This window comes from Stenotrophomonas veracruzanensis (assembly GCF_032911525.1).
Taxonomy (GTDB): domain Bacteria; phylum Pseudomonadota; class Gammaproteobacteria; order Xanthomonadales; family Xanthomonadaceae; genus Stenotrophomonas; species Stenotrophomonas africana.
In genome coordinates, this window is record NZ_JAWJTI010000034.1 from 17,353 (window position 1) to 41,724 (window position 24,372).

At 64.6% G+C, this 24,372-nt stretch carries 22 protein-coding genes and 2 tRNA genes; 18 read left to right on the forward strand and 6 right to left on the reverse strand.

What is annotated here, in order from left to right; genetic code table 11:
- Nucleotides 1-104 precede the first annotated feature (104 nt).
- Nucleotides 105-740: a glutathione S-transferase N-terminal domain-containing protein gene (locus R1H25_RS16695; RefSeq protein ID WP_032128879.1), complete on the forward strand. Its 636-nt coding sequence runs from the start codon at nucleotides 105-107 to the stop codon at nucleotides 738-740.
- Nucleotides 741-824: 84 nt separating this feature from the next.
- A complete protein-coding gene (locus R1H25_RS16700) occupies nucleotides 825-1,277 on the forward strand; it encodes a ClpXP protease specificity-enhancing factor (RefSeq protein WP_088481074.1) in 453 nt (150 codons plus the stop codon).
- Between the two features lie 104 nt (nucleotides 1,278-1,381).
- Here the strand turns inward: R1H25_RS16700 and R1H25_RS16705 are convergent, their stop codons facing one another.
- The 4 genes from R1H25_RS16705 to R1H25_RS16720 form a co-directional block, all read right to left on the reverse strand.
- Nucleotides 1,382-1,732 carry a DUF3301 domain-containing protein gene (locus R1H25_RS16705; RefSeq protein WP_005408844.1) on the reverse strand — a complete coding sequence of 117 codons (351 nt, stop codon included), beginning with the start codon at nucleotides 1,730-1,732 and terminating at the stop codon, nucleotides 1,382-1,384.
- A 67-nt stretch (nucleotides 1,733-1,799) separates the two neighbouring features.
- A complete protein-coding gene (locus R1H25_RS16710; protein ID WP_317224132.1) occupies nucleotides 1,800-2,801 on the reverse strand; it encodes a DUF2272 domain-containing protein in 1,002 nt (333 codons plus the stop codon).
- Nucleotides 2,802-2,971: 170 nt separating this feature from the next.
- Nucleotides 2,972-3,823 (reverse strand): carboxylating nicotinate-nucleotide diphosphorylase, encoded by an 852-nt coding sequence (gene nadC / locus R1H25_RS16715; RefSeq protein WP_088481072.1) that lies wholly within the window; start codon nucleotides 3,821-3,823, stop codon nucleotides 2,972-2,974.
- A complete protein-coding gene (locus R1H25_RS16720; RefSeq protein WP_005408847.1) occupies nucleotides 3,820-4,089 on the reverse strand; it encodes a Trm112 family protein in 270 nt (89 codons plus the stop codon). Before R1H25_RS16720 ends, nadC begins: the two co-directional genes overlap by 4 nt.
- A gap of 58 nt (nucleotides 4,090-4,147) precedes the next feature.
- On the opposite strand from R1H25_RS16720, the gene purE reads away from it, so the two are divergent.
- The 3 genes from purE (at nucleotide 4,148) to R1H25_RS16735 (ending at nucleotide 6,249) form a co-directional block, all read left to right on the forward strand.
- On the forward strand, nucleotides 4,148-4,651 hold the full coding sequence (gene purE, locus R1H25_RS16725; protein WP_005412808.1) for a 5-(carboxyamino)imidazole ribonucleotide mutase: 504 nt from the start codon (nucleotides 4,148-4,150) through the stop codon (nucleotides 4,649-4,651).
- Entirely contained in the window at nucleotides 4,648-5,796 is a 1,149-nt protein-coding gene (locus tag R1H25_RS16730) for a 5-(carboxyamino)imidazole ribonucleotide synthase (RefSeq protein WP_049446480.1), read from the forward strand. Before purE ends, R1H25_RS16730 begins: the two co-directional genes overlap by 4 nt.
- A gap of 111 nt (nucleotides 5,797-5,907) precedes the next feature.
- Entirely contained in the window at nucleotides 5,908-6,249 is a 342-nt protein-coding gene (locus tag R1H25_RS16735) for a carboxymuconolactone decarboxylase family protein (RefSeq protein WP_317224133.1), read from the forward strand.
- Between the two features lie 75 nt (nucleotides 6,250-6,324).
- On the opposite strand, the gene R1H25_RS16740 is transcribed toward R1H25_RS16735, so the two are convergent.
- A complete protein-coding gene (locus R1H25_RS16740; RefSeq protein WP_317224134.1) occupies nucleotides 6,325-6,903 on the reverse strand; it encodes a superoxide dismutase in 579 nt (192 codons plus the stop codon).
- 120 nt (nucleotides 6,904-7,023) lie between these two features.
- On the opposite strand from R1H25_RS16740, the gene grxD reads away from it, so the two are divergent.
- The 11 genes from grxD (at nucleotide 7,024) to R1H25_RS16795 (ending at nucleotide 21,299) form a co-directional block, all read left to right on the forward strand.
- Complete coding sequence (grxD, locus tag R1H25_RS16745) at nucleotides 7,024-7,344, forward strand: Grx4 family monothiol glutaredoxin (protein WP_005408852.1); 321 nt, start codon at nucleotides 7,024-7,026, stop codon at nucleotides 7,342-7,344.
- Nucleotides 7,341-8,117, forward strand: a complete 777-nt coding sequence (locus tag R1H25_RS16750; RefSeq protein ID WP_317224135.1) for an SDR family NAD(P)-dependent oxidoreductase — start codon at nucleotides 7,341-7,343, stop codon at nucleotides 8,115-8,117. Before grxD ends, R1H25_RS16750 begins: the two co-directional genes overlap by 4 nt.
- Before the next feature lie 232 nt (nucleotides 8,118-8,349).
- Nucleotides 8,350-11,571, forward strand: coding sequence for a carboxypeptidase regulatory-like domain-containing protein (locus R1H25_RS16755; protein ID WP_049446486.1), 3,222 nt, complete (start codon nucleotides 8,350-8,352; stop codon nucleotides 11,569-11,571).
- Nucleotides 11,572-11,823: 252 nt separating this feature from the next.
- Complete coding sequence (gene ppnN / locus R1H25_RS16760; protein WP_049446487.1) at nucleotides 11,824-13,212, forward strand: nucleotide 5'-monophosphate nucleosidase PpnN; 1,389 nt, start codon at nucleotides 11,824-11,826, stop codon at nucleotides 13,210-13,212.
- A gap of 161 nt (nucleotides 13,213-13,373) precedes the next feature.
- The gene (locus tag R1H25_RS16765) at nucleotides 13,374-13,889 is read left to right on the forward strand and encodes a Tfp pilus assembly protein FimT/FimU (protein WP_317224136.1); all 516 of its coding nucleotides are present in this window, start codon (nucleotides 13,374-13,376) and stop codon (nucleotides 13,887-13,889) included.
- Nucleotides 13,886-14,356, forward strand: a complete 471-nt coding sequence (gene pilV / locus R1H25_RS16770; protein ID WP_049446490.1) for a type IV pilus modification protein PilV — start codon at nucleotides 13,886-13,888, stop codon at nucleotides 14,354-14,356. Before R1H25_RS16765 ends, pilV begins: the two co-directional genes overlap by 4 nt.
- 26 nt (nucleotides 14,357-14,382) lie before the next feature.
- The gene (locus tag R1H25_RS16775) at nucleotides 14,383-15,537 is read left to right on the forward strand and encodes a PilW family protein (RefSeq protein WP_234368000.1); all 1,155 of its coding nucleotides are present in this window, start codon (nucleotides 14,383-14,385) and stop codon (nucleotides 15,535-15,537) included.
- Nucleotides 15,538-15,544: 7 nt separating this feature from the next.
- Nucleotides 15,545-16,036, forward strand: a complete 492-nt coding sequence (locus R1H25_RS16780; protein WP_043400485.1) for a PilX N-terminal domain-containing pilus assembly protein — start codon at nucleotides 15,545-15,547, stop codon at nucleotides 16,034-16,036.
- Between the two features lie 761 nt (nucleotides 16,037-16,797).
- Nucleotides 16,798-20,712, forward strand: a complete 3,915-nt coding sequence (locus tag R1H25_RS16785) for a PilC/PilY family type IV pilus protein (protein ID WP_317224137.1) — start codon at nucleotides 16,798-16,800, stop codon at nucleotides 20,710-20,712.
- Between the two features lie 23 nt (nucleotides 20,713-20,735).
- Complete coding sequence (locus R1H25_RS16790; protein WP_049446493.1) at nucleotides 20,736-21,149, forward strand: type IV pilin protein; 414 nt, start codon at nucleotides 20,736-20,738, stop codon at nucleotides 21,147-21,149.
- A 73-nt stretch (nucleotides 21,150-21,222) separates the two neighbouring features.
- A tRNA-Asn gene (locus R1H25_RS16795) sits at nucleotides 21,223-21,299 on the forward strand.
- A 60-nt stretch (nucleotides 21,300-21,359) separates the two neighbouring features.
- Here the strand turns inward: R1H25_RS16795 and R1H25_RS16800 are convergent.
- On the reverse strand, nucleotides 21,360-21,884 hold the full coding sequence (locus R1H25_RS16800; RefSeq protein WP_317224138.1) for a GspH/FimT family protein: 525 nt from the start codon (nucleotides 21,882-21,884) through the stop codon (nucleotides 21,360-21,362).
- Nucleotides 21,885-22,012: 128 nt separating this feature from the next.
- Between R1H25_RS16800 and uvrB the strand changes: the two genes are divergently transcribed.
- Both uvrB and R1H25_RS16810 read left to right on the forward strand, forming a co-directional pair.
- Nucleotides 22,013-24,037 (forward strand): excinuclease ABC subunit UvrB, encoded by a 2,025-nt coding sequence (gene uvrB, locus R1H25_RS16805; protein WP_317224139.1) that lies wholly within the window; start codon nucleotides 22,013-22,015, stop codon nucleotides 24,035-24,037.
- Nucleotides 24,038-24,144: 107 nt separating this feature from the next.
- A tRNA-Val gene (locus R1H25_RS16810) sits at nucleotides 24,145-24,219 on the forward strand.
- Nucleotides 24,220-24,372: the final 153 nt, after the last annotated feature.

Below are 24,372 nucleotides of genomic sequence, written 5' to 3' on the forward strand. Positions count from 1 at the left end.
GGCTTTTGTGATGGTCGGTTGCACACTCGGGGAGGAGTCGATCGCCGGCACGGTGCCGGCGGCGCCGATGCGGCAGGCGGTCTCCTGTCGTGGGAGAGCCTTTGATGGCGGCGAGCGTACGCATGCGCAATACACTGACGCTGTTTTCCTCGAACGACGATGTACTGTGCCACCGTGTACGCCTGGTCCTGGCGGCCAAGGGTGTGACCTTCGACTTCGTTCCGGTCGATCCACAGAACCCGCCTGAAGACCTGATCGACCTCAATCCGTACCACTCGGTGCCGACCCTGGTCGAACGCGAACTGGTGCTTTACGCCGCGTCGGTGGTCAGCGAGTACCTGGACGAGCGCTACCCGCATCCGCCGCTGATGCCGGTCGATCCACTCTCGCGTGCGCGCATCCGCCTGGCCATGCTGCGCATCGAGCACGACTGGGTGCCGCAGGTGCAGGCCATCCAGCTGGGCAACAAGACCCAGGCCGAGGCCGGCCGCAAGCGCCTGAAGGAACTGCTGACCGCCTCGCTGCCGCTGTTCAAGGCCAGCAAGTTCTTCCTCAACCCGGAAATGAGCCTGGCCGACTGCGCGATGGCGCCGATCATCTGGCGCCTGCAGTCGCTGGATGTGCCGCTGCCGAAGGACGGCAAGGCGATTGAAGACTACGGCAACCGCATCTTCCGCCATCCGGGCTTTGTCCGCAGCCTGACCGACCAGGAAAAGAAGCTGCGCGATCTGCCGGGCTGATCCTGCCTCGCCTTACCCGTCTGCACGCCGACCGGCGTGCAGGCGATCCGCCCCGGCAGGGCGCCGGGCGCGTACACTTCACGCATGACCGAAGACTTCTTCCACATGACCAGCCACCGCCCGTACCTGCTGCGGGCGCTGGTGGAATGGATCAACGACAACCAGCTGACCCCGCACATCCTGGTCGACGCCGGCGTCCCCGGCGTGCAGGTGCCGCCTTCGGCGATCAAGGATGGCCGGGTTGTGCTCAACATCGCCGAACGTGCTGTCGTGCGGCTGATGATCGACAACGAGATGGTGAGCTTCTCGGCGCGCTTCTCCGGTACCAGCTACCCGGTGCAGGTGCCGATCAGCGCCGTGCTGGCCGTCTACGCCCGCGAGACCGGGCAGGGCATGGCGCTGCCGGATGACATTCCGGGCAGCGAAACCGCTCCGACCAGCGACGAGCTGCTGCACGAGGAAGGCGCGCCGCCGGACGATACGCCGCCGGCCAGTCCGCCGCCGAAGGGGCGCCCGAACCTGCGCGTGGTCAAGTAATGTCTCCGACGCCGCCCCGATGGGCGGCGTTTTCCTTTGCAGGATTCACCGGTGGGTGCCGGAATTGTGTGGGTGCCGACCGTTGGTCGGCACACCTTCAGTGCTTACACATCCTCGGCATCGTCCACGTCCGCGCGGATCTGGCTGATCCGCGCTGCGCCCGGGCCGGTAAATGAGATCAGCTGGTCGCCGCGCAGCACCATGCGGCCCACGTGGCGATCGATGCCATCGTAGGAATACTCGAACTTGAAGGTGCGCTCGAAACCGAGCCGGCCATCCTCGCCGCGCGACAGGCGCAGGCCGGTGGCGTGCACCGCCTGGTCCAGCCATTGCACGTCGGCTGCGCGGCAGGCATTGCGTCCCAGCTCGACCGCGCGCTCGGCGGCCGAACGCGCCGCGTTCCAGAAGAAATAGATGATTCCGCCGGCAATCAGCAACAGCAGCAGGGTGGGCATGGCGTCAGCCGTCAGAGGTCGATCCCGCAAAGATGGCGGCGAACGCGCGCTGGATCAAGCGCTGCATTCACCGCCGCGGCTGCGGTTCGCTGGACATCGGTTGCGCGGGCACGACCACCGGCTGCGGCGCAGGCGCGGGCTGCATCGGCGTCGCAGTGGGCGAGGGCATCACCAGCGGTGACGTGGCGGTCAGTTGCAGCAGCGCTGCCCAGTCCTGGCGGTTGAAGCTGCATTCGTCCTCTCGGCCCGGCGTGCAGCCGGGGTCGATGCCGGTGCTGTTGCGTTCGCGTGCCGGAGGCAGCTTGATCAGCCCCGTACGATCCAGCTGCAGCAACCGCATCGCCACCGTGTTCATCACATTGCCGCCCACCAGGTACAGGGTCTGGTCGCCCCCGAGATTTGCCGCCACCACCACTTCGCAATGTGATTTCCAGTGGCCCACCGAGCCGTTGCCCAGCGCCTGCACCAACCCGCTGTAGCTGAGCGTGCTGCTGCGGTCGCGCAGGAAGCACAGCAGGTCACCCGGTGCGGGCTTTGTGGTCGCAGGATCGACCAGCCGGTACGGCACGCCCGAGGGGCCGCCCTGGTACGCGGCACGGATGTAGTCGATGTGGCGTGGCGAGGTGTTGAAGCCGGGAACGCCGGACTGCACCATCACCCAGGAAATGAACGCGGCCGACCACGGGTTGTCGACCAGGAAGGCGCGGCAGTCGCTGTCGGTGTAGCGCGTGCCCAGCGGTGCCAGGCAGCTGCTGGCGCCCGCGATGCTGCCCATCGCGTTGAGCGTGCCGCTGTTGCGCCAGTAGCCGGCCACGCGCTGCCAGGCAATCAGCCCGTTGTCGGCCAGGTGATCGCTTTCGGCCTCGGTGACACTGAGGCTGGCGGCGCGGCCATCACGATCAATGAAGGGCCGGAACCACAGCCGGTGCTCGTTGCAGGTGGTATTGCGGATGGCCACCGCCAATGGGCTCAGGCCGAAACGTGGTGGCACATCGCAGGCTTCGGCCGCCGCTGCGGACAAGGGGGCCGCGGCCAGCAGCAGGCAGGCAGGCAAGAGCATCCGGCGCATGCGCGGCTCCTGTGGGGGGTGCCCGCAGCGTCGCAGAGGCGGCCGTAGCCGAGCCGTGAAGGCGTGTCGAGCCGGGCCCATGCCCGGCTCATCGCGCGAAGCGCGTGCAGGGCGCGCCGCACATCGATAAGCAGCCGAGCGGAGGCTCGGCTCTACAAGTCCTGCCGGCCTCAACCCGGCGGCGGGCCCAGCTTCAGCGACAGATCGATGGCCTGCACATGCTTGGTCAGGCCGCCGATGGAGATGCAGTCGACGCCATCCTCGGCGATCGAGCGCAGGCCGCCCAGGCCCACGCTGCCGGACACTTCCAGCGGAATGCGGCCGGCCGTGATACGCACCGCCTCGCGGCGCAGGTCCGGGCTGAAGTCATCCAGCAGAATGCGTTCGCAACCGGCTTCCAGCGCCTGGCGCAGCTGCGCCAGGTCTTCCACCTCGACCACCAGCGGCAGCGCGGGCCATTGCCGGCGCGCGGCAGCCACCGCCGCAGCCAGCGAACCGGCGGCACGGATGTGGTTTTCCTTCAGCATCACCGTGTCGTACAGGCCGAAGCGGTGGTTCTCGCCGCCGCCGCAGCGCACGGCGTACTTCTGCGCCAGGCGCAGGCCGGGCAGGGTCTTGCGGGTATCGAGGATGCGCGTGCCGGTGCCGGCCACAGCGGCCACGTAGCGGGCCGTGGTGGTGGCAGTGCCGGACAGCGTCTGCAGGAAGTTCAGCGAAGTGCGCTCGGCGCTGACCAGGCTGCGGCTGCGCCCGTGCAGCACGGCCAGCACGGTGCCTGCGGTGACGGCGTCGCCTTCGGAAACCTGCCATTCGATACGCACGTCCGGGTCGAGTGCGCGGTGGGTGGCATCGAACCAGGGGCGGCCGGCAATCACCCCGTCCTGCTTGCACAGCAGGTAAGCGCTGTCGGCCTGGTCGGGCAGCAGAGCGGCGGTGACGTCACCGCTGCCCAGGTCCTCGGCCAGCGCACGCGCGACATCGGCGGCGACAACGGCCGCATCCGGCGTCGGCAGCGTGCTCATGCGGCCGGGAAGTCGGCGATCTGAGCGGTGGGGATGGCTTCTTCGGCCAGCAGCACCGGGATGCCGTCGTCAACGCGGAACACCTGCTTGCGGTCGCGGGTGACCAGCGCCTCGCGCAGCGGCTGCGCCAGCGGGTTGCCATCGGCCTTGTTCACCGCGCCGGCGGAGATGGCCTTGTTGAGGGCTTCCAGGCCCTTGCCATCCAGCAGGGACAGGGGCTGGCGGGTGTCCGGTGACACCAGCAGGTCGAGCAGCTTGCGATCCATGGTTCTTCGTCTTGCGTGGAAGATGGCTAGAATACGTCTTTAAGGCAGGTGACGGCCAATGACCCCCAACCCGATCGCGCCGCTTGTCGGCATCGTCATGGGTTCCCGTTCCGACTGGGAAACCATGCAGCACGCCGCCCAGAAGCTTGAAGCCCTGGGTGTTCCGTTCGAAGTGAAGGTGGTGTCCGCGCATCGGACGCCGGATGTGTTGTTCAGTTACGCCGAGCAGGCGGGCCCGCGTGGCCTGCGCGCGATCATCGCCGGTGCCGGTGGGGCCGCGCACCTGCCGGGCATGATCGCCGCCAAGACCGCCGTGCCGGTGCTGGGCGTGCCGGTGCAGTCCAAGGCCCTCAACGGCATGGATTCGCTGCTGTCGATCGTGCAGATGCCGGCCGGCATTCCGGTTGCCACCTTCGCCATCGGCAATGCCGGCGCCTCCAACGCAGCGCTGTTCGCCGCTGCGATGCTGGCCAGCGACCAGCCGGCGATCGGCCAGGCGCTCGACGCTTTCCGTGCGCGCCAGACCGAAGACGTGATGGCCCACGACGATCCGCGCCAATGAGCCTGACCGTCGGCATCCTGGGCGGCGGCCAGCTCGCCCGCATGATGGTTCTGGCTGGTGCGCCGCTGGGATTGCGCTTCGAACTGTACGACCCGGCAGCCGACGCCTGCAGCGGCCCGCTGGCGCCGCTCACCGTCGGTGCCTTCGATGACCGCCAGGCGCTGGCGGATTTCGCCGCCAAGGTCGACGTGGTCACCTTCGATTTCGAGAACGTACCGGCCGACAGTGCCCAGTTCCTGGCCGATCGCGTGCCGGTCTACCCGCCGCCGGCCGCGCTGGCGGTGGCCCAGGACCGGTTGAGCGAGAAGACCCTGTTCCAGCAGTTGGGCATCCCGCTGCCGGCCTTCGCTGACATCCGCAGCCGTGACGAGCTGGCTGCGAAGGCTGTCGAGTTCGGCCTGCCGTGCATCCTCAAGACCCGCCGCCTTGGCTACGACGGCAAGGGCCAGTTCCGCCTGCGCAGCGAGGCCGACATCGACGCCGCGTGGGATGCGCTGGGTGCGCAGGTCGAGCGTACCGGGCTGATCCTGGAGGGCTTCGTTGCCTTCCAGCGCGAGGTCAGCGTGGTCGCCGTGCGCGGCCGCGATGGCAGTTTCGAGGCCTGGCCGGTCACCGGCAACTGGCATGTCGACGGCGTGCTGTCTGCCAGCGTGGCACCGGCGGTGCTGTCCGATGCCGAGCAGCAGGCCGCGATCGGCTATGCCCGTCGCGTCGCCGAGCATCTGCAGTACGTCGGCGTGTTCGCGCTGGAGCTGTTCTGCCGCGATGGCGAACTGCTGGCCAACGAGATGGCGCCGCGGGTGCACAACTCCGGCCACTGGACCATCGAAGGCAGCGAGACCTCGCAGTTCGAGAACCATCTGCGTGCCGTGCTGGACCTGCCGCTGGGCAGCACCCGCATGCTCGGTCATGCCTGCATGCTGAACTGGCTGGGCGCGATGCCCGACCCGGCACCGGTACTGGCCCAGGCCAGCGGCCACTGGCATGACTACGGCAAGGAAGCGCGCGCGGGCCGCAAGGTCGGCCATGCCACCCTGCGTGACGATGATGCCGCTGCACTCGCCGATGCGCTGGACCAGGTTGGCCTGGAGCTGGACCGCCAGGCCCAGGTGGCGCCGGCGGTACACGCGCTGCGCAACCGCTGAGCCGGTAGTGCCGGCCGCTGGCCGGCAATGCAACGATGTGGCGCGCCGGTGCAGGCATTGGCGCAACATTTCCGGTGGTAGCGTGGAGCTCCTTTCACAGGAGTCACCCCCATGCTCGACTGGAATGCCTATCGCAAGGAACTGAAGGGCCGCATCGGCGAGATCGGCAAGCTCTCGCCGGACACGGTCAAGGGCTACGCCACCCTGGCCAACGCCGGCGCCCAGACCAACCACCTGGATGCCAGGACCCGCGAGCTGATCGCGCTGGCAGTGGCAGTCACGACCCGCTGTGACGGCTGCATCACCGTGCACGTGGACGCGGCGCTGAAGCATGGCGCCAGCCGCGAGGAAATCGCCGAGGCGCTCGGTGTAGCGGTGTCGCTCAATGCCGGCGCTGCGCTGGTGTATTCAGCGCGGGTGATGGACGCGGTGGCCGCGCACGAGAGCGCGTGAAGCTTCATCTGTAGAGCCGAGCCCATGCTCGGCTGGCCGGACAGCAGCCGAGCATGGGCTCGGCTCTACAGGGGGTCAGCGCAGCTGGCTCTCGGCGAAATCCCAGTTGACCATCTGCCAGAACGCGTCCAGGTAACGTGCGCGGTCATTCTGGTAGTCGGTGTAGTACGCGTGCTCCCAGACGTCGCAGCACAGCAGCGGGGTGCTTTCACCGGTCATTGGCGTGCCGGCATTGCGGGTGGCCTGCAGGCCCAGCTGGCCGCCGGGGTGCTGCACCAGCCATACCCAGCCGGAGCCGAACAGGCCCAGCGCGGTGCGGTTGAACTCCTCGCGCAGGCGCTGCACGTCGCCGAACTGCCGCTTCACCTGCTCGCCCAACCGCCCTTGGGGCTCACCGCCACCGCGCGGGCGCAGGCACTGCCAGTAGAAGCCGTGGTTCCAGGCCTGGGCGGCGGCATCGAACAGCGTGCCCTGGGCATGGCGGACGATCTCCTCCAGCGACGCTTCCTCCCACTCGGTGCCGAGGATGCCAGCGTTGACGGCATCCACATAGGCGCGATGGTGGCGGCCGTGATGCAGTTCAACGGTCTGTGCGGACAGGTGCGGCTGCAGGGAGCCGGGAAGATAGGGCAGGGCAGGCAATTCGACAGGCATGGACAGGTTCGTGGCCAGGGGGCGGCGGCAGCCGGTTCCATCCGCTTACAATGGCGGCTACCGTGGGCAGTCTAGCCGACCATCACGGTCGGTTTGTCCGGCGAAGCAAGGAGTGAGGTTGTGGCGGTAATGCAGCAAATCCAGGCCGAGGTCGATCGTTACCCGCTCGTGCTGTTCATGAAGGGTACCCCGCAATACCCGATGTGCGGCTTCTCCAGCCGCGCCGTACAGGCGTTGATGGCGGCCGGCGCTGTCACCCTGCGCACCGTCAACGTGCTGGAAGAACCCGAGATCCGCGCCAATCTGCCGCGGTTCTCCAACCTGCCGACCTTCCCGCAGCTGTTCATCAACGGTGAGTTGATTGGCGGCTGCGACATCGTGCTGGAGCTGTTCGAAGCCGGCGAGCTCAAGCGCATCGTCGAAGAGGCGACCCAGGGATGAGTGCCTGGCCATCGACGTCACCGACCGACGGGGCGCTCGATGGCCGCCCGTTGCAGGATCGCGTGGTGGTGGTTGCCGGCGCCGGTGGCGGATTGGGCAGTGCAGCGGCAGTGGCTGCTGCGGCCGCCGGGGCCACCGTGGTCCTGCTGGGCCGCAAGCCGCGCCGCCTGGACCGTGTCTACGCCCAGGTCCAGGCTGTCGGCCCGGAACCCCTGCTGTACCCGCTGGACCTGGAAGGCGCAGGCCCCGATGACTATGCCGAGCTGGCCCAGGCCCTGCAGCGCGAGCTGGGGCGGCTGGACGGCCTGCTGGTCTGTGCCGCTCACTTCCCGGGCCTGACCCCGTTCGAACTGGCTGACCCGGCCAGCTTCGCCCGTGCCATCCATGTCACCTTGACTGCGCCCGCCTGGTTGGCCCAGGCCTGCCTGCCGCTGCTGCGGCAGCGCGAAGACGCGGCGCTGGTGTTTGCAGTGGATGCCCCCGAACGGGTCGGGCAGGCCTATTGGGGTGGGTATGGCGTCGCCCAGCATGGTCTGCGCGGGCTGATCACCAGCCTGCACGACGAACTCGGCCGCAGCCCGGTACGGGTCAGTGGCCTGTACCCCGGCCCACTGCGCACGGCGCTGCGCGCCCGTGCCTATTCCGTCGACCAGGACCCGGCCGCCCAAGGCCCGGAGGCTGCGGCTGCTGTGGCCGTGACCTTGCTGTCCAGCGCAGGGCAAGCCTGGCGAGGCCGGATTCTCGACGCCAGTGAGGCACCCCTGTCGGAGTGAGGCCGAGGGAAAGACGGAGTGAAGAACCCGTCACGATTGCGTTGCGATCCGGTGCCGTCTGTCGCACAACCGTCACATTGATGGCGTAGCGTGTTAATCTAGTGTTAACCGTTATGGCTGCCTTCAGCCAGGCGGTAGGGAACCCCAGATAACTCTCCGACCAGCCACCCGCAGGGCTGTTTGGATGCGCTTTTTTTCCGCCATCGCCAACTCGCATCGAGGCTACCGAAAAATGACCCACCCACTCCGGATGTCCAAGCTTACCCTTGGTCTCGTGGCCGCACTCGCCGCCGCTCCCGCCTTCGCTCAGAGCAGCACCTCCGCCGGTGTCGGCGGCCAGGTGATGTCCGCCGCAGGCCAGCCTGTTGCCGGCGCTGAAGTCACCATCACCCACACCGAGTCGGGCACTGTTTCGCGTGCCACCACCGATGCGTCGGGTCGCTACAACGCGCGCGGCCTGCGCGTGGGTGGTCCGTACACCATCACCATCAACAAGCCCGGTGAAGGCACCAAGACCGAAGAAGGTGTCTACCTGAACCTGAACCAGGTCAACACCGTCAATGCCAACCTGGGTGGTGATCTGGCTGCGACCAACCTGGACGCGGTGAACGTTGTCGCCACTGCCGGCGGCCTGGACCTGTTCAGCGCCAACAAGATGGGCACCGGCACCAACGTGACCCGCGAAACGATGGATGCATTGCCGTCGGCCAGCCGCAACATCCAGGACTACGTCCGCCTGGATCCGCGCATCTCGCAGGTCAGCAAAGCTGACGGCGCGATCTCGGCCGGTGGCCAGAACACCCGTTACAACGCCATCCGCATCGACGGCATCAGCGCCTCCGATCCGTTCGGCCTGGGCTCCAACAACCTGCCGACCGAGCGTCAGCCGGTGTCGATGGACGCCATCCAGGAAATCAACATCGACCTGGCCAACTACGACACCACCATCGCCGGTGGTACCGGTGCGGTGATCAACGCCGTGACCAAGTCGGGCACCAATGAATTCCACGGCACCGTGTACGGTTCGTACCGCGACAAGGACATGGTCCGTTCGCGCCTGGAAGGTGACAAGCAGGACTTCAACGGCTTCGAGGACGAGAAGACCTACGGCATGACCTTCGGCGGCCCGATCGTCAAGGACAAGCTGTTCTTCTTCACCAACTATGAAAAGTACGAGCGCGCGGCTGCCGGCGTTTCCCTGAGCGACACGCCGATCGGCCGTGGCACCATCACCCAGCAGCAGATCACCGATGTCCAGAACTTCCTGGGCAAGCTGGGCTACGACCCGGGCAGCCTGTCGGCGCCGAACAGCAAGACCGAGATCGAAGAGTACGCGGTCAAGCTGGACTGGAACATCAACGAGAACCACCGTGCGGCCCTGCGCTACAACAAGATGGAGCAGAACGTCGTCCGCTTCCCGCAGGTCAGCAGCAGCGCCATCTCGCTGAGCAACTTCTGGTACCAGCAGCCGACCGAATACGAAACCTGGATGGGTGAACTGTTCAGTGACTGGTCCGAGAACTTCTCGACCGAGTTCAAGGTCTCGCACAAGGATTACTCGGCCAACCGCGTTCCGCTGGTCGACATGCCGCAGATCCGCATCAAGTCGGGCAATGACTCGCTGTACGTCGGTACCGAGCAGAACACCCACGTCAACATCGTCGAGTCGAAGGAACTGAGCGCCTTCGGTGCCGGTACCTGGTACATCGGTGATCACACCGTCAAGTTCGGTTTCGATTACTCGAAGAACGAGCTGATGAACTTCTACGGCCGCAATCTCAACGGCGTGTACGAGTTCAACAGCGTCAACGACTTCCTGGCAGGCAAGGCGTCGCGCTACCAGCTGCGTGCTCCGCGCGCTGATGGCAGCCGCAGCGACATCCCGGCCGACTTCACCCTGAAGAACACCGGCGTGTTCATCCAGGACACCTGGGCGATCAACTACAACCTGAACCTGATGTTCGGCGTGCGCATCGACATGCCTGACTTCAGCACCCAGCGCCTGTACAACCCGCGCATCGAGCAGCTGTACGGCTTCAACAACACCAAGCTGGTGGACAAGAACCTGGTGCAGCCGCGTGTCGGCTTCAACTACACCTTCGACAGCGAGCGCCCGACCCAGCTGCGCGGTGGCGTGGGCCTGTTCGGTGGCGCTGCCCCGAACGTGTGGCTGGCAGGTGCCTACCAGAACACCGGCCTGAACTACATCGAGTACGACGAGCGCAGCATCCCGGCCGGTGCCTTCACCCCGGATGGCAAGAACCCGTACATCCCGGCCGGTGGCCCGGCTTCGGCCCGTCAGAACGTCGACATCATCGCGCCGGGCACCCGCCTGCCGTCGGTGTGGAAGGCCAACCTGGCGTTCGACCATGAGCTGCCGTGGTACGGCATCGTGGCGTCGGCCGAAGTGCTGTTCACCAAGGTCAAGGACGGCATCTACTTCGACCGTCTGGACGTGTCGGCTCCGACCGCCACCGGTCAGGACGGCCGTGCGATCTACTGGAACGCTGCTGGCCAGAACCAGGCCAATACCCGTATCGACAAGGGCGTCGACTACGGCATCTCCACCGGCACCAAGAATGCGGTCGACCGTGCCAACCGTCCGTCCGACATCGGCGATGTGCTGGTTCTGCGCAACACCGACAAGGGCCGCGGCACCCAGGCTACCTTCTCGCTGGCCAAGCCGCTGACCGAGAACTGGGGCTGGTCGCTGGGTTACACCTACACCAAGTCGACCGAAGTCAGCCCGCTGTCCAGTTCGCAGAACACCTCGAACTGGAACAACACGCTGATCTTCAATGCCAACGAGAACGTCGCCTACAATTCGCGCTACGCGATGAAGGACCGTATCACCGGCACCCTGGAGTGGAAGCACAACTTCTTCGGTGACAACGCCACCCGCGTCGGTCTGTTCTACGAAGGCCGTTCGGGCCGTCCGTACAGCTACATCTTCTACAACGATGCCAACGGCGACGGTGCGACCACCAACGACCTGTTCTACGTGCCGAAGGGCCCGGGTGACGTGAAGTTCACCGGCGGCGCCACGATGGAGAAGGCGTTCTTCGACTGGCTGGCGCAGAACCCGGAACTCGATGCCTACCGTGGCAGCGTGGTCCCGGCCAACTCGCACCGCGCCTCGTGGGTCAACAGCTTCGACGTCCGCGTCAGCCAGGAATTCCCGGGCTTCATGAAGGGTCACAAGGGTGAAGTTGCCCTGGACATCATGAATGTCGGCAACCTGCTGAACAAGAAGTGGGGCCTGATCGACGACTACGGCTTCTACTCGACCCGTCGCGTTGCCAACTACGCGGGTATCGATCCGGCCACCGGCAAGTACGTTTACTCGTTCACGGGTTCGACCGACAACGCGCAGGTGCAGGAAAACAACAACGACAAGGGCAACACCGCAGTGTCGCGCTGGTCGATGCAGCTGACCCTGAAGTACAAGTTCTGATCCATCAGAACCTGAAGCAGTAAGTGAAAACGGCCGGGGAAACCCGGCCGTTTTCCTTTCATGCGAAAGTCCTTGCAGGTCCCCTGGCATCGGCGTAGCATCCGGAAATGTGCGCGGTGCCAATGCCGCCGATGCGGTCCCGGAAAGGCGAACGCGGGAAGCACACATCCAACGGTCGGGCTTCCCGGCCGTTTTGCTTTTTAAGGGGGCGGCAGTACAGTCGGAAACCTTGAAGGAAGCGAAAAATTGGACATGACCACGAACGAAAAATCAGCCCGTGCACTGCCGGTGCAGGATGCGCGGATCTACCCGCGCGGTGGGCTGGATGTGCTGTCGCGGGCCGAAGTGGCCCGCCTGCGCGATGCCTCCGCCGGCGGCATGCACGAACTGCTGCGCCGCTGCGCGCTGGCGGTGCTGACCAGCGGCAGCGCCTCTGACGATCCGCGTGCGGCGCGCGATCTGTATCCCGATTTCGACATCCAGGTGGCGCAGCAGGATCGCGGCGTGCGCATCGACCTGGTCAACGCACCGGCGATGGCCTTCGTCGATGGCGAGATCATCCGTGGTGTCGCCGAACTGCTGTTCGCAGTGGTGCGCGACCTGGCCTACATGGCCATCGAGATGGGCCCGGCCTACGCGGCCGAGCTGGAATCGTCCGAAGGCATCACCAACGCGGTGTTCGGCCTGCTGCGCAATGCGCGCATCCTCAACCCGGGCGACCCGAACCTGGTGGTGTGCTGGGGCGGCCACTCGATCTCGCGCGACGAATACCTGTACACCAAGCAGGTGGGCTATGAACTGGGCCTGCGCGGCCTGGACATCTGCACCGGCTGCGGCCCGGGTGCAATGAAGGGCCCGATGAAGGGTGCCACCATCGCCCATGCCAAGCAGCGCCGTACCGTGACGCGCTACATCGGCCTGACCGAGCCGGGCATCATCGCCGCCGAGTCGCCGAACCCGATCGTCAACCACCTGGTGATCATGCCGGACATCGAGAAGCGCCTTGAGGCCTTCGTCCGCATCGGCCACGGCATCATCGTGTTCGCCGGTGGCGTCGGTACCGCCGAAGAGATCCTCTACCTGCTCGGCATCCTGCTGCGCGAGGAGAACAAGGACCTGCCATTCCCGCTGATCCTGACCGGCCCGACCGTGGCGGCGCCGTACTTCGAGCAGATCGATCGCTTCATCCGCCTGACCCTGGGTGATGAGGCCGCCGAGCGCTACGAGATCATCATCGGTGACCCGGTGGCGGTGGCCAAGAAGATGGCCAACGGCATCAAGCGCGTGCGAGAGCACCGCCTGGCGCAGAAGGACTCGTTCTTCTTCAACTGGTCGATTGAGATTCCGTGGGAGTACCAGCAGCCGTTCGTGCCGACCCACGAAGCGATGGCCGCGCTGGACTTGCACCACGGGCGTGCACCGCATGCGCTGGCGGCTGACCTGCGCCGGGCGTTCTCGGGCATCGTGGCCGGCAACGTGAAGGAAGACGGCATGCGCCGCATCGAGCAGTTCGGGCCGTTCCAGATCCATGGTGACACCGACATGATGCAGGCCCTGGACGCGCTGCTGCGCGCCTTCGTCGAGCAGCGCCGCATGAAGATCTCCGGCGAATACCAGCCCTGCTACCAGGTGCTGGCCTGAGCCTGCGCCGGCGCGATGGGGATCGCGCCGGCACGGGCAGGGGAGGGCGGGTCGTCAAGCCTTTGACGCCCGTCGCCCCGGATTGACCGTTCATCCTGCCGCCACTTGCCGGTGGCGGGGCGATGGCCCATCGTGGCCACCAACACGCTGGGGAGCGTCCAATGTCTTTGCGCCGGCAAAACGGCTTCACGCTGGTTGAGTTGATGGTCACGGTTGCCGTGCTGGCGATCCTGAGCACCATCGCCTATCCCAGCTTCCAGAGTACGATCCGCTCAAATCGTGTGGCCACGACGACCAACGAACTGATCGCGTCGCTGGCGCTTGCCCGTTCCGAGGCGATAAAAAACACGCGTGGTGGGGCTGTATGCGCATCCACAGCGGGCAAAGAGTGTGATGGCAGCAGCTGGGCCGACGGCTGGATGGTCTGGGAGGATCGCAACGGCAACGGGGCGCTTGATTCCGGTGAGAACGTGCTGCGCTACAGCGAAGGTCGCCCGACCATGAAGTCCGCAACCGAAGCGTTGACCATCGGCTTCGATGGCCGTGGCCGCAATCGCGCCAACGCGGAAGTCGATGTGACACTGCGCCCTGAAAAGTGTGGCGACCAGCCCCTGCAGCGAACGCTGCGCATATCGCCTACGGGACAGGTGCGGCTGTTGAAGGAGAGTTGCTCATGAGAAAGATCGGCTTCCAGCCGCACCGTGCGGCGCAGGGAGGTTTCACCCTGATCGAGGTCATGATCGCGATCCTGGTGATGGGTATCGGCCTGCTGGGCTTCGCGCTGCTGCAGACGATGAATGTACGGTTCGTGCAGAGCGCGAACTATCGCACCCAGGCCACCAACCTGGGGTACGAACTGCTTGATCAGATCCGTGCCAACCGGATCAACGCGCTCAGCTATGCCGGTACCTATGCTGCTACCACCGGCAAGGGGGACTGCGCGCCGTCCATCGGCAAGGATATCGGCAAGGATGACTTCACCCGCGACTGGCGCTGTCGCCTCGGCCGCGCACTGGGTGACTCGGCGTCCGGAACGGTGACTGTCAATGACGGCCGGGTACGGGTATCGGTCAGCTGGGGCGATGAGCGTTGGAATCCCGATTCGAAGGCTGACACCACCTTTGCTGCCGAGAGCCTGCTGTGATGACCAGAATGCGCTCCCGCCAAACGATGAGTGGCCTGTCGTTGATCGAGCTGATGATCGCCCTGACCATCGGCCTGATCATCATGCTGGGCGTGGTCCAGGTGTTCGCCGCTTCACGCACGGCCTACCAGCTGTCTGAAGGGCTTGCGCGGGTCCAGGAGAACAGTCGTTTCGCGATGGACTCCCTGCAACGCGAACTGCGCATGGCGGGGCACTTCGGTTGCGTGAACGATCAGGCGCATGATCCGCAGGGCACCTTGGCAACCACCTTTGCTGCGGGAGGACACCCCGCGCTGGACTTCGCGCGGTCGATTCAGGGCTACGAAGCAACGAATACCAAGCCGGGCGACGCAGTGACGTTGGCGGCAACGCCGTCAACGGGGGGCACCAAGTACTCCCCGGCGTTGCCGAGTGAGTTCGCCGCGGCCATCAAGAACCGGGTCGATGGCAGCGATATCGTCGCTCTGCGCTATCTGGTGCCGACCGGTGTGCCGGTCACCGCGGTAGCCGGAACGGTTGCCCAGCCGGTTTTCAGTTTTGATCCAAAACGTCTTGCCGTGCTTGATAGCGGAGTTACCGACCCGGGGCTGTTCGGTGTGGCCGACTGCATTTCCGCCACGGTCTTCCAAGCTCGTGCGATCGACGCAAAGGCCGGTACCGTGACAGTGGGCACTGCACCCAACAACGACGTGGCCATCGCCCGCAACTACCAGCCCGGCCAGGCGGTGCTGTATCGCGCCGAGACGTCGATCCTGTACGTGGGCTACGACGCTACGACCAAGCAATCGTCGCTGTATCGCCTTCGATTCACCGCCAAGCCCGGTGCTGCCCTGGTCGCGGGACCAGCAGAGGCGCTGGTCGAGGGCGTGGAGAACATGCAATTGCTGTATGGCCAGGATCACGGTCTGAGCACGGTGTCGCCGACCGGCTACATTGATCGCCAGGGTACCGCGACCGATGTTCAGGCCTCCATCGTGCCGGCCTCGCGTGGCTGGCAGCGCGTGGGCACGGTGCAACTGGGGCTGGTGGTGTCCAGTCCAGACCCGGCCGCATCTGTCCAGGCCAGTTCAAGCACGCCGCTGACCGCGCTCGGCGTGACCTACACCGCGCCTTCTGACGGCCGCATGCGCGCCGCCTACCAGAGCACGATCGCTCTGCGCAATCGCCTGTATGGCAACTGAGGCCACCATGCGTACCCATCCCGCCCGCCGCCATTCTCTGCATTCACCGCGTTCCCAGCGCGGCGCGGTGCTGTACGTCGTGCTGATCATGCTGGTGCTGATGGCCCTGCTGGGCATCGCCGGCATGCAGGTCACAAGCATGCAGGAACGGATGGCTGCCAACTATCTGCGCAGCAACGTTGCCTTCCAGAATGCTGAGGCCGACGCCCGGCAGACCGAGAAATCCATCGAGAAGGCGCTGGCTGACGGGGGCATCTTCAAGGCCAGCCAGGAGGAATGCAGTCCCTCCTACGATCCGCAGACCTGGGCCGATGGTCTCAGCGAGACCAAGTCCACTTATACGCGTCGCATCGACAAGTGCTTTGCAGCGTCCAGCAGGCGCACCGGCGGCCGACAGAACGAAGAAACCGGGAACATCTACCAGGTCACGGCGCTTGCCAGTGACGATCCCTCCAATGCGTCCGCCAGTGCGGTCATCGATACGATCTTCATCCCATGAACAGCGAGCGCCGTTTCCTTCGACTTTGTTCCTCCACCTGGCTGCGGGCCGGTGTGGGTGTTGCTGCGCTTGCCGGCCTTGCCGCGTTGATCATTCCGCTGCAGGCCGCGCTTGGTGACTACGACATCGCGCAGGAGCCGCTGTACAGCAAGCAGAGCCAGCCGCCATTGATGATGATGGTGATGTCGCGTGACGAGCAGCTGTTCAACAAGGCCTACAGCGATTACAGCGACCTGGACGGGGACGGGGTGCTGGACACCACCTACCAGGACAAGTTCGATTACTCAGGCTACTTCGATTACAACCTCTGTTACTCGTACAACAGCGGTGTCTTCAAGGCCAGTGCAGAGACAAAGGGCGCCAACAAGCACAGCTGCAGCGGCGCGTGGTCGGGCAACTTCCTCAACTGGGTGACGATGAGTCGCCTGGATGTGATGCGCTACGTGTTGTACGGGGGCCAGCGCTTCACCGATACGAAGGAAAAGACGGTGTTGGAGCGGGCGCCGATCCCCAGCGATCTGCATGCGTGGGTCAAGGTCTACAGTGGATCGAATCTTCGCGAGTTCGCCAACCTTGCTGGAAGCGGGACAACCTTCAGCTTCTGCAGTGTGACCCGTTCTGCAACCGGGGCGCCGCTGATGCGCGTGGCCGAAGGTGCACTGGGCGAGTGGGCCTCGACGGCCAGCAACCAGTGCGATACCGGACGTGCCAGCACCGCCGATGGCTACGCGGACATTCCCCGCTCGGCCACGGACTACACCGTGCGCGTGGAGGTGTGTGATGCCAGCTCAACGGTGCGTGAGAGTTTCTGCCGCAAATACAACGATGGCATCACCGACCGTTTCAAGCCGGCCGGGCTGCTGCAGACCTACGGTGAGAGCGGGCGACTGCGCTTTGGGCTCGTGACGGGAACCTACGCCAACCCGCGGGATGGCGGTGTCCTGCGGCGGAACATCGGCAAGATCGCGGGCAACGGTACGAAGTTCTGCGGTGTGGGTGATGAAATCGACCTGTCTACGGGGCAGTTCTGCTACCTGAATCTGACGGGAAGCGCCAAAGCCGACGATGAGGGCGTGATCAATGCGATTTCAAGCTTCCGTCTGGACAACTGGAACTGGTCCAACAACTGGAATGACTGCAACACCTACGGCATCCTCAACCGCCAGGACCAGAAGGGAAATGGCAATCTGACCGATCCGGGAACCGGAGGCCAGAAGTGCAGTGCCTGGGGCAATCCGTTGGCGGAAATGTATGCGGAGGCGCTGCGCTACATCACTGCGGGCTCCAAGGTCTATAGTGACAGCGGAGATCTCAGCGGCCTGCCAACCAATATCAGCTGGAAGGATCCCTACCGCCTGCCCGCAGAAGGTGGCAACTCTTATTGTGCGACCTGCAACATCCTGGTGCTGTCTTCGGGCCTGCCGTCCTTCGACAGTGATAACGTCGGTTCCGTGACCGGCCTTGCGTCTGCGGTGTCCGCGACCGATGCAGTCGGCACGGCCGAAGGAATCGCTGGCAAGAGCTACATGATCGGTCGCGTGGGTGATACGCCGCGCTACACCTCACTTGATACCCACAGCGATATCTGCCAAGGGCAGACAATCAGCGGCCTCAGCAAGGCGCGTGGCATCTGCCCCGACATTCCTTCGATGGAAGGCAGCTTCCTGATGGCGGGACTGGCCAAGGCCGCAGCTGAGACCGATCTGCGTCCCAACGTGCAGAACAAACCAAGCACGTACAAGGTCACTGCCACCACCTATGCCGTTGCCATGGCGGAGAACCTCCCGCAGTTCGAGATCGCGGTGGGCAACAGCAAGATCGGATTGGCCCCACTCTGCCAAGCCAACAACACCGCAGGCGCAACGGCAGCGAGCACGGGCTGGCGCAGCTGTTTCCTGGGTTCGGTCGGCATTGGCACCAAGCAGGCCAACGACGCTGGCGGGAAGCTGGTCTATGGCCGTCCCTACCGGACAGATGCGAAGTCCGGCAGCTTCTCGCTGGTGTGGGAAGACTCGCTGTGGGGCAATGACCATGACAACGACGTCGTTGCCATGCTGAGCTACTGCGTGGGCGCCGCGTGCAACGATACCGGCACCTTCAACAACATCTGCTGGCGTGCTGATGCGAAAGTGAGCAACAGTGCCGCGGGCAGTACGCGACTGTGCGACTACACAACTGCAAACAAAGGGGTGGATTGGATTGGCACGACTTTGGCCGGCAAGGTCGAGGAGGATGAAGTGCTCATCCGGATCGAGAACCTGTCGGCGTACGCTGGCAACGCAATGCTGACGGGCTACACGATCACAGGCTCAAATGCCTCCAGCACCGTGCAGCGTCTGGCACTGCGTCCGGGTAACAGCAATGGCTCCGTGCTGACCAGCACAAACAACTTCCCGAGCAACTGGCAGAGGCCGGTAGTCATCAAGTACAAGGCCTCTACCACTGCGGCGGGCCAGCTGCAGAGCCCGCTGTGGTATGCCGCCAAGTACGGTGTCCCGGCCGGCAAGAAGTGGGACAGCAAGAAGCCAGGGGTGCCGGATAACTACTTCCTGGCACGCAATCCGACCAAACTGAAGGAGGCGCTGGAGGCGATCTTCAACAGCGCAGCGGAAGGTGATGCGCCGGTCGGTGGCAGCGGCAGTGGCGCGCGCATTTCGACCAACTCGTTCACCGTATCGTCCCACTACAGCGTGCCCTCTGGTACTGTGGACTGGACCGGTGATGTCATTGCCACGCAGGTCGATGGACAGGGTGCGGATGGAGCCGTGCTGTGGAAGGCGTCCAGCAGCATCGGCAGTGCCACGCGCCGCATCTACATGGCGACGTCCCCGACCAAGACCGCGTCCGATGGCACGGTGACCCCGGTCAATGCGAACGAGTTCCTGGCCACCAATCTGCCGGGCAACGATGAGCGGGCGAAGCTGTCGGCATTGGGATTCAGTGACTCGATTCCTGCATGGTTCGCGAATCAGACCTCGACCACCCTGGTCAACTATCTGCGCGGCGCGGCGGTGAGCGGACTCCGTTCGCGTACTTCGCCGTTGGGTGACATCGTCAATTCCACCACCGAGATCGTCTCCAAAACGGATGACTTCGGCTATGCAGGCTGGGCGAGGCAGTCGACAGTCAAGTGGAAGGCGACGCTGGGTACGTCTTATGACACCTTCCTGAAAGCGAAGCGCGCGACCTCGGGGCCGCCGACGATGATCTATGTTGGCGCCAATGACGGGATGGTGCATGGTTTCAACGGTTCGAATGGAGCATCCGGCGGTACCGAAGAACTGGCCTTCATTCCGTCAGCTGCCATGCAGCACATTGCCGAGCTGGCCAATCCCAAGTATGGGCATCGCTACTACGTGGATGGCCCACTGACGTCGTCCGACGTCTACTACGGGGATGCCTGGAACACGGTGCTGGTGGGCACCACGGGTGGTGGTGGCTCCAGCAAGGCGCCCAATGCGACGAGCGTAGGCAATGGCTCCGTGTTCGCGCTGAATGTCAGCGATCCGACCGCGTTCGGTGCATCGAGTGTGTTGTGGGAAGTCTCGGGCAAGACAGAGTCGGATCTCGGGTTCGTGCTGGGCAAGCCGGCTGTGGTGGCGGTGAAGGGCGCCGATGCCAATGCTGCGCCGCGCTTCGTTGCGATCTTCGGCAATGGCGTCAACTCCACCAGCGGCAAGGCAGCGCTGTTCGTGGTTGATATCCAGACCGGCAAGGTACTCAAGCGGCTTTCGCCGGTAGGTGCCAAGTACGCGGCACGCAATGGCCTGATCAACATCGCCACGGTGGCGTTGAAGAACAATGACGGCATCACCGACACTGTGTATGGCGGTGACATGCAGGGCAATATCTGGAAGTTCGATCTTTCCAGCACCGATCCGACCGATTGGAACATTGCCCTGTCTGGAACGCCGCTGTTCACCGCTACGCGCAACAACAGCCCGCAGCCGATCATGAGCGGCATCGAGATCAGCACGGGTCCGGGCGGCGGCATCAGTCTGTTCTTCGGTACCGGCCAGTATTTCGCCGCCGATGACAATGCGGTCAGCAGCACCTCGCCAGTGCAGTCGCTGTATGGCATCTGGGATAACCTCGCCAGTGCGGTTGGCACGCGCGACAATCTGGTACAGCAGGTGATCACTACCGGCACATCGGCCAGCGGCTATCAATTGCGTGATGTCACCCGCAATGCGGTGAACTATGGTTCGGCCCGCGGCTGGTATGTGGACCTGCAGGCCGGATCGGCAGTCGAAGGCGAACGCTTCGTCGGCAACCCCCGTGTGCAGAACGGCATCGTGTTCTTCACGTCCTATGTGCCAGGTACCGCCATCTGCGGCAGCGGCGGTGGCGTGAACTGGCTGTACGGTCTGAATCTGCTGACCGGTGGTGGCCAGATGTCCGGCTTGAGCCCAACCATCGGCGGAGAAGCGCTGTGCACCGGCAACTGCGGTGGTGTCGCCCTGACCAAGAAGGGTGATCTCAGCCAAGGGCCGCCAGTGAAGGACACCAACATCTTTGTGCCCAAGCTTACGCCCTGCAAACCTGGCGACACCGGGTGCACGGTCGACAAGATGCTGCAGGCCAGCCAGTGTACGTTTGTGCTGCGTGCGGCCGGCGCCGATCCGCTTTACATGCCACGGCCCTGTGGGCGGCAATCGTGGCGGCAGATCCGTTGATGAATCCGATATCGAGGTTGCCCATGCATGTGTACAGCAGGCGTCGAACCGCCACCGGCTTCACCCTGATCGAGCTGATGATCACCGTGGCCGTGGTCGCCATTCTTGCTGCCATCGCGTTGCCTTCGTACCAGGCCTATGTGCGCAAGGCCAATCGTGCCCAGGCCAAGGCCGATCTGGTCGAGCTGGCGCAGATGCTGGAGCGGCGGCATACCGTGGAGAACACCTATGCGGGCATGACGCTGCCGTTCTCTCAATCGCCACGGGACGGTACCGCCAGATACACGCTTTCCTACGTGGGAACGCCGAATGGCACCTCCTTTACCCTCCAGGCGGCACCGACCGAGATCCAGAAGAAGGATGACTGCGGCACGCTGACCCTGGACCAGGCCGGGCGAAAGACGCCGAATGCCAGCAAGGGGCCCGGATGCTGGTGAAGGGCGGGCCGTTTCGCCACGTTGCATAAAAGGCTTGCACTCCCCACCGAACGCTGGCTAAAATGCGCACCCCGCCCGAATAGCTCAGCCGGTTAGAGCACTTGACTGTTAATCAGGGGGTCGTTGGTTCGAGTCCAACTTCGGGCGCCAGATTCGAAAAAGCCGCGAGAAATCGCGGCTTTTTTCGTTTTCACGATGGCGTCGCAGGTTTCAGCAGGCGGTGGGCCTTTGCGGGCGCTGGCTCCTGACCCGTCCCGGGACGCTGATGATGACGCGGCTGTGCTCCTGCCCGTCCACGCACAGTACGATGGACTGGTTGGTGCCGGCATTGCGGCCGTCGGGCCGGAACCGCACGTCGGGCCGATGATCGCTGGTACGCAGGTCGACATGACGCTGGCGTGTCCTGTGCACGCGCAGTTCCCTTCCGGCGCCGGTTGCGCTGTTGGCCGGTTCGACCTTTACCCGCCAGCCCTGGCGCCATGCCTGGTCGCAGGTCATGCCATCCGACGAGCCACAGACCGTCACGCGGCGGCGTTCGGTGATGGCGGCACTGCGTGCCATCGACAGGCTGGTCACCAGTTCGGCGCGCAGCGTTTCCGCCTGGAAGTGCCGCAACATGCGTTGCCAAGGGCCCCACGCCAACGCCAGCAGGACCGCCAACACCATGACGGCGATCAGGAACTCGATCAGATGGAGCCCGCGGTGGAGGCGGGCAGGGCGATGGCGAAGGGACATGCCTACAGCCTCGCCGTACGCCGGGGCATTCACCATCAGGCACCACCGCGCTCGCCTGCCCGGAAACCCCTCAGCGGGCCGTCACTCCATGCCCCGTATACTCACCATTCCCGGGAACTGGCACCACCATGAGCGACCGTTTTGAACTCGTCTCGCCGTACTCGCCGGCAGGCGACCAGCCTGATGCCATCGCGAAGCTGACCAGCAACTTCGAAGCAGGCATCGCCAAGCAGACGCTGCTGGGCGTGACCGGCTCGGGCAAGACCTACACCATCGCCAACGTCATCCAGAACGTGCAGAAGCCGACGCTGATCATGGCGCCGAACAAGACGCTGGCCGCGCAGCTGTATGGCGAGTTCAAGGCGTTCTTCCCGCACAATGCGGTGGAGTACTTCGTCAGCTACTACGATTACTACCAGCCGGAAGCCTACGTGCCGTCGTCGGACACCTTCATCGAGAAGGACAGTTCGATCAACGAGCACATCGAGCAGATGCGGCTGGCGGCGACCAAGACCCTGCTGTCGCGCCCGGATGCGATCGTGGTGGCGACGGTGTCGGCAATCTACGGCCTGGGCGCGCCGGAAGACTACCTGTCGCTGCGCCTGATCCTGTCCAAGGGCGAGCGCATCGACCAGCGCGACCTGATCAATCACCTTACCCAGCTGCAGTACACGCGCAACGAGTACGAGCTGCAGCGCGGTACGTTCCGCGTGCGTGGCGAAGTGATCGACGTGTTCCCGGCCGAGTCGGACAGCGAAGCGCTGCGCCTGGAGCTGTTCGATGGCGAGGTCGAGAAGATCACGCTGTTCGACCCGCTCACCGGCGAGACACTGCGCAACATGCAGCGCTTCACGGTCTACCCGAAGACCCACTACGCGACCACGCGCGAGCGTGTGCTGGCGGCGATCGAGACGATCAAGGTCGAGCTGAAGGAGCGGCTGGAGCAGCTGTACGCGCAGAACAAGCTGGTCGAGGCGCAGCGCCTGGCGCAGCGCACCCAGTTCGATCTGGAAATGATGGCCGAGGTCGGCTTCTGCAACGGTATCGAGAACTACTCCCGGCACCTGACCGGCAAGAACGCCGGCGAACCGCCGCCGACCCTGTTCGACTACCTGCCGGCCGACGCACTGCTGGTGATCGACGAATCGCATGTGACCATTCCGCAGATCGGTGCCATGTTCAAGGGTGACCGCTCGCGCAAGGAGACCCTGGTCGAGTTCGGGTTCCGGCTGCCCTCGGCGCTGGACAACCGGCCGCTGCGCTTCGAGGAGTGGGAAGCGCGCTGCCCGCGCAGCATCTATGTGTCGGCCACGCCGGGCCCCTATGAATACCGCGAGGCCGGTGATGAGATCACCGAACTGGTCGTACGTCCCACCGGCCTGATCGACCCGGTGGTGGAGATCCGCCCGGTGGGCACCCAGGTCGACGACCTGATGAGCGAGGCCAACGCGCGCATCAAGGCCGGTGACCGGGTGCTGGTCACCACGCTGACCAAGCGCATGGCCGAGAACCTCACCGAATACCTGACCGAGCACGGCATCCGCGTGCGCTACCTGCACTCGGACGTGGACACGGTCGAGCGCGTGGAGATCATCCGCGACCTGCGCCTGGGCAAGTTCGATGTGCTGGTGGGCATCAACCTCCTGCGCGAGGGCCTGGACATGCCCGAGGTATCACTGGTGGCGATCCTGGATGCCGACAAGGAGGGCTTCCTGCGCTCGACAGGCTCGCTGATCCAGACCATCGGCCGTGCCGCCCGCAACGTGCGTGGCAAGGCGATCCTGTATGCAGACAAGATCACCCGTTCGATGCAGGCCGCGATCGATGAGACCGACCGCCGTCGTGCCAAGCAGGTCGAGTACAACGAAGAGCATGGCATCGTGCCGCGCTCGGTGGCGCGTCCGATCGTCGACGTGCTGGAAGGGGCGCGTTCGGACGCCGCCGAGAAGGAAGCCAAGAAAGGCAAGGGCAAGGGCCGGGCGGGAGTGGCTGAAGAGGGGGCCGACTACCGTTCACTCAATCCGGCCCAGCTGGCATCCCGTCTCAAGGCGCTGGAACAGCAGATGTACCAGCATGCCAAGAACCTGGAATTCGAGGATGCCGCTCGCGTGCGCGACCAGATCCGGCAGCTGAAGGAAGCGAGTCTGGGCTGAACGCGGCAGTGCAGCATCTTCTTCACAAAAGTGTTGCGCTTCACGGCCGGCATCCGTAATATACGCGGCCTGCACCGACGCAATCGCGGACGTTCAGAAGCAAAAACGGGCGGTTAGCTCAGCGGTAGAGCACTACCTTGACATGGTAGGGGTCACAGGTTCGAACCCTGTACCGCCCACCACGAAGTCTCCGGAAGGGGGCTGTCGTGAAATGCAAAGCCCGGCCCTGGCGCCGGGTTTTTACGTAGCAAGGCCAGCTTTCGGGCGGCAAGAACAAGATGGGCGGTTAGCTCAGCGGTAGAGCACTACCTTGACATGGTAGGGGTCACAGGTTC

Coding starts and splice junctions, on each gene's coding strand:
- R1H25_RS16755 (WP_049446486.1), top strand. CDS start 8,350: ATGACCCACCCACTCCGGATGTCCAAGCTTACCCTTGGTCTCGTGGCC.
- ppnN (WP_049446487.1), top strand. CDS start 11,824: ATGACCACGAACGAAAAATCAGCCCGTGCACTGCCGGTGCAGGATGCG.
- uvrB (WP_317224139.1), top strand. CDS start 22,013: ATGAGCGACCGTTTTGAACTCGTCTCGCCGTACTCGCCGGCAGGCGAC.
- R1H25_RS16710 (WP_317224132.1), bottom strand. CDS start 2,801: ATGCGCCGGATGCTCTTGCCTGCCTGCCTGCTGCTGGCCGCGGCCCCC.
- R1H25_RS16775 (WP_234368000.1), top strand. CDS start 14,383: ATGAGTGGCCTGTCGTTGATCGAGCTGATGATCGCCCTGACCATCGGC.
- R1H25_RS16695 (WP_032128879.1), top strand. CDS start 105: ATGGCGGCGAGCGTACGCATGCGCAATACACTGACGCTGTTTTCCTCG.
- R1H25_RS16800 (WP_317224138.1), bottom strand. CDS start 21,884: ATGTCCCTTCGCCATCGCCCTGCCCGCCTCCACCGCGGGCTCCATCTG.
- R1H25_RS16705 (WP_005408844.1), bottom strand. CDS start 1,732: ATGCCCACCCTGCTGCTGTTGCTGATTGCCGGCGGAATCATCTATTTC.
- purE (WP_005412808.1), top strand. CDS start 4,148: ATGACCCCCAACCCGATCGCGCCGCTTGTCGGCATCGTCATGGGTTCC.
- R1H25_RS16740 (WP_317224134.1), bottom strand. CDS start 6,903: ATGCCTGTCGAATTGCCTGCCCTGCCCTATCTTCCCGGCTCCCTGCAG.
- R1H25_RS16765 (WP_317224136.1), top strand. CDS start 13,374: ATGTCTTTGCGCCGGCAAAACGGCTTCACGCTGGTTGAGTTGATGGTC.
- R1H25_RS16700 (WP_088481074.1), top strand. CDS start 825: ATGACCGAAGACTTCTTCCACATGACCAGCCACCGCCCGTACCTGCTG.
- R1H25_RS16735 (WP_317224133.1), top strand. CDS start 5,908: ATGCTCGACTGGAATGCCTATCGCAAGGAACTGAAGGGCCGCATCGGC.
- R1H25_RS16720 (WP_005408847.1), bottom strand. CDS start 4,089: ATGGATCGCAAGCTGCTCGACCTGCTGGTGTCACCGGACACCCGCCAG.
- pilV (WP_049446490.1), top strand. CDS start 13,886: ATGAGAAAGATCGGCTTCCAGCCGCACCGTGCGGCGCAGGGAGGTTTC.
- R1H25_RS16730 (WP_049446480.1), top strand. CDS start 4,648: ATGAGCCTGACCGTCGGCATCCTGGGCGGCGGCCAGCTCGCCCGCATG.
- R1H25_RS16780 (WP_043400485.1), top strand. CDS start 15,545: ATGCGTACCCATCCCGCCCGCCGCCATTCTCTGCATTCACCGCGTTCC.
- nadC (WP_088481072.1), bottom strand. CDS start 3,823: ATGAGCACGCTGCCGACGCCGGATGCGGCCGTTGTCGCCGCCGATGTC.
- R1H25_RS16750 (WP_317224135.1), top strand. CDS start 7,341: ATGAGTGCCTGGCCATCGACGTCACCGACCGACGGGGCGCTCGATGGC.
- R1H25_RS16790 (WP_049446493.1), top strand. CDS start 20,736: ATGCATGTGTACAGCAGGCGTCGAACCGCCACCGGCTTCACCCTGATC.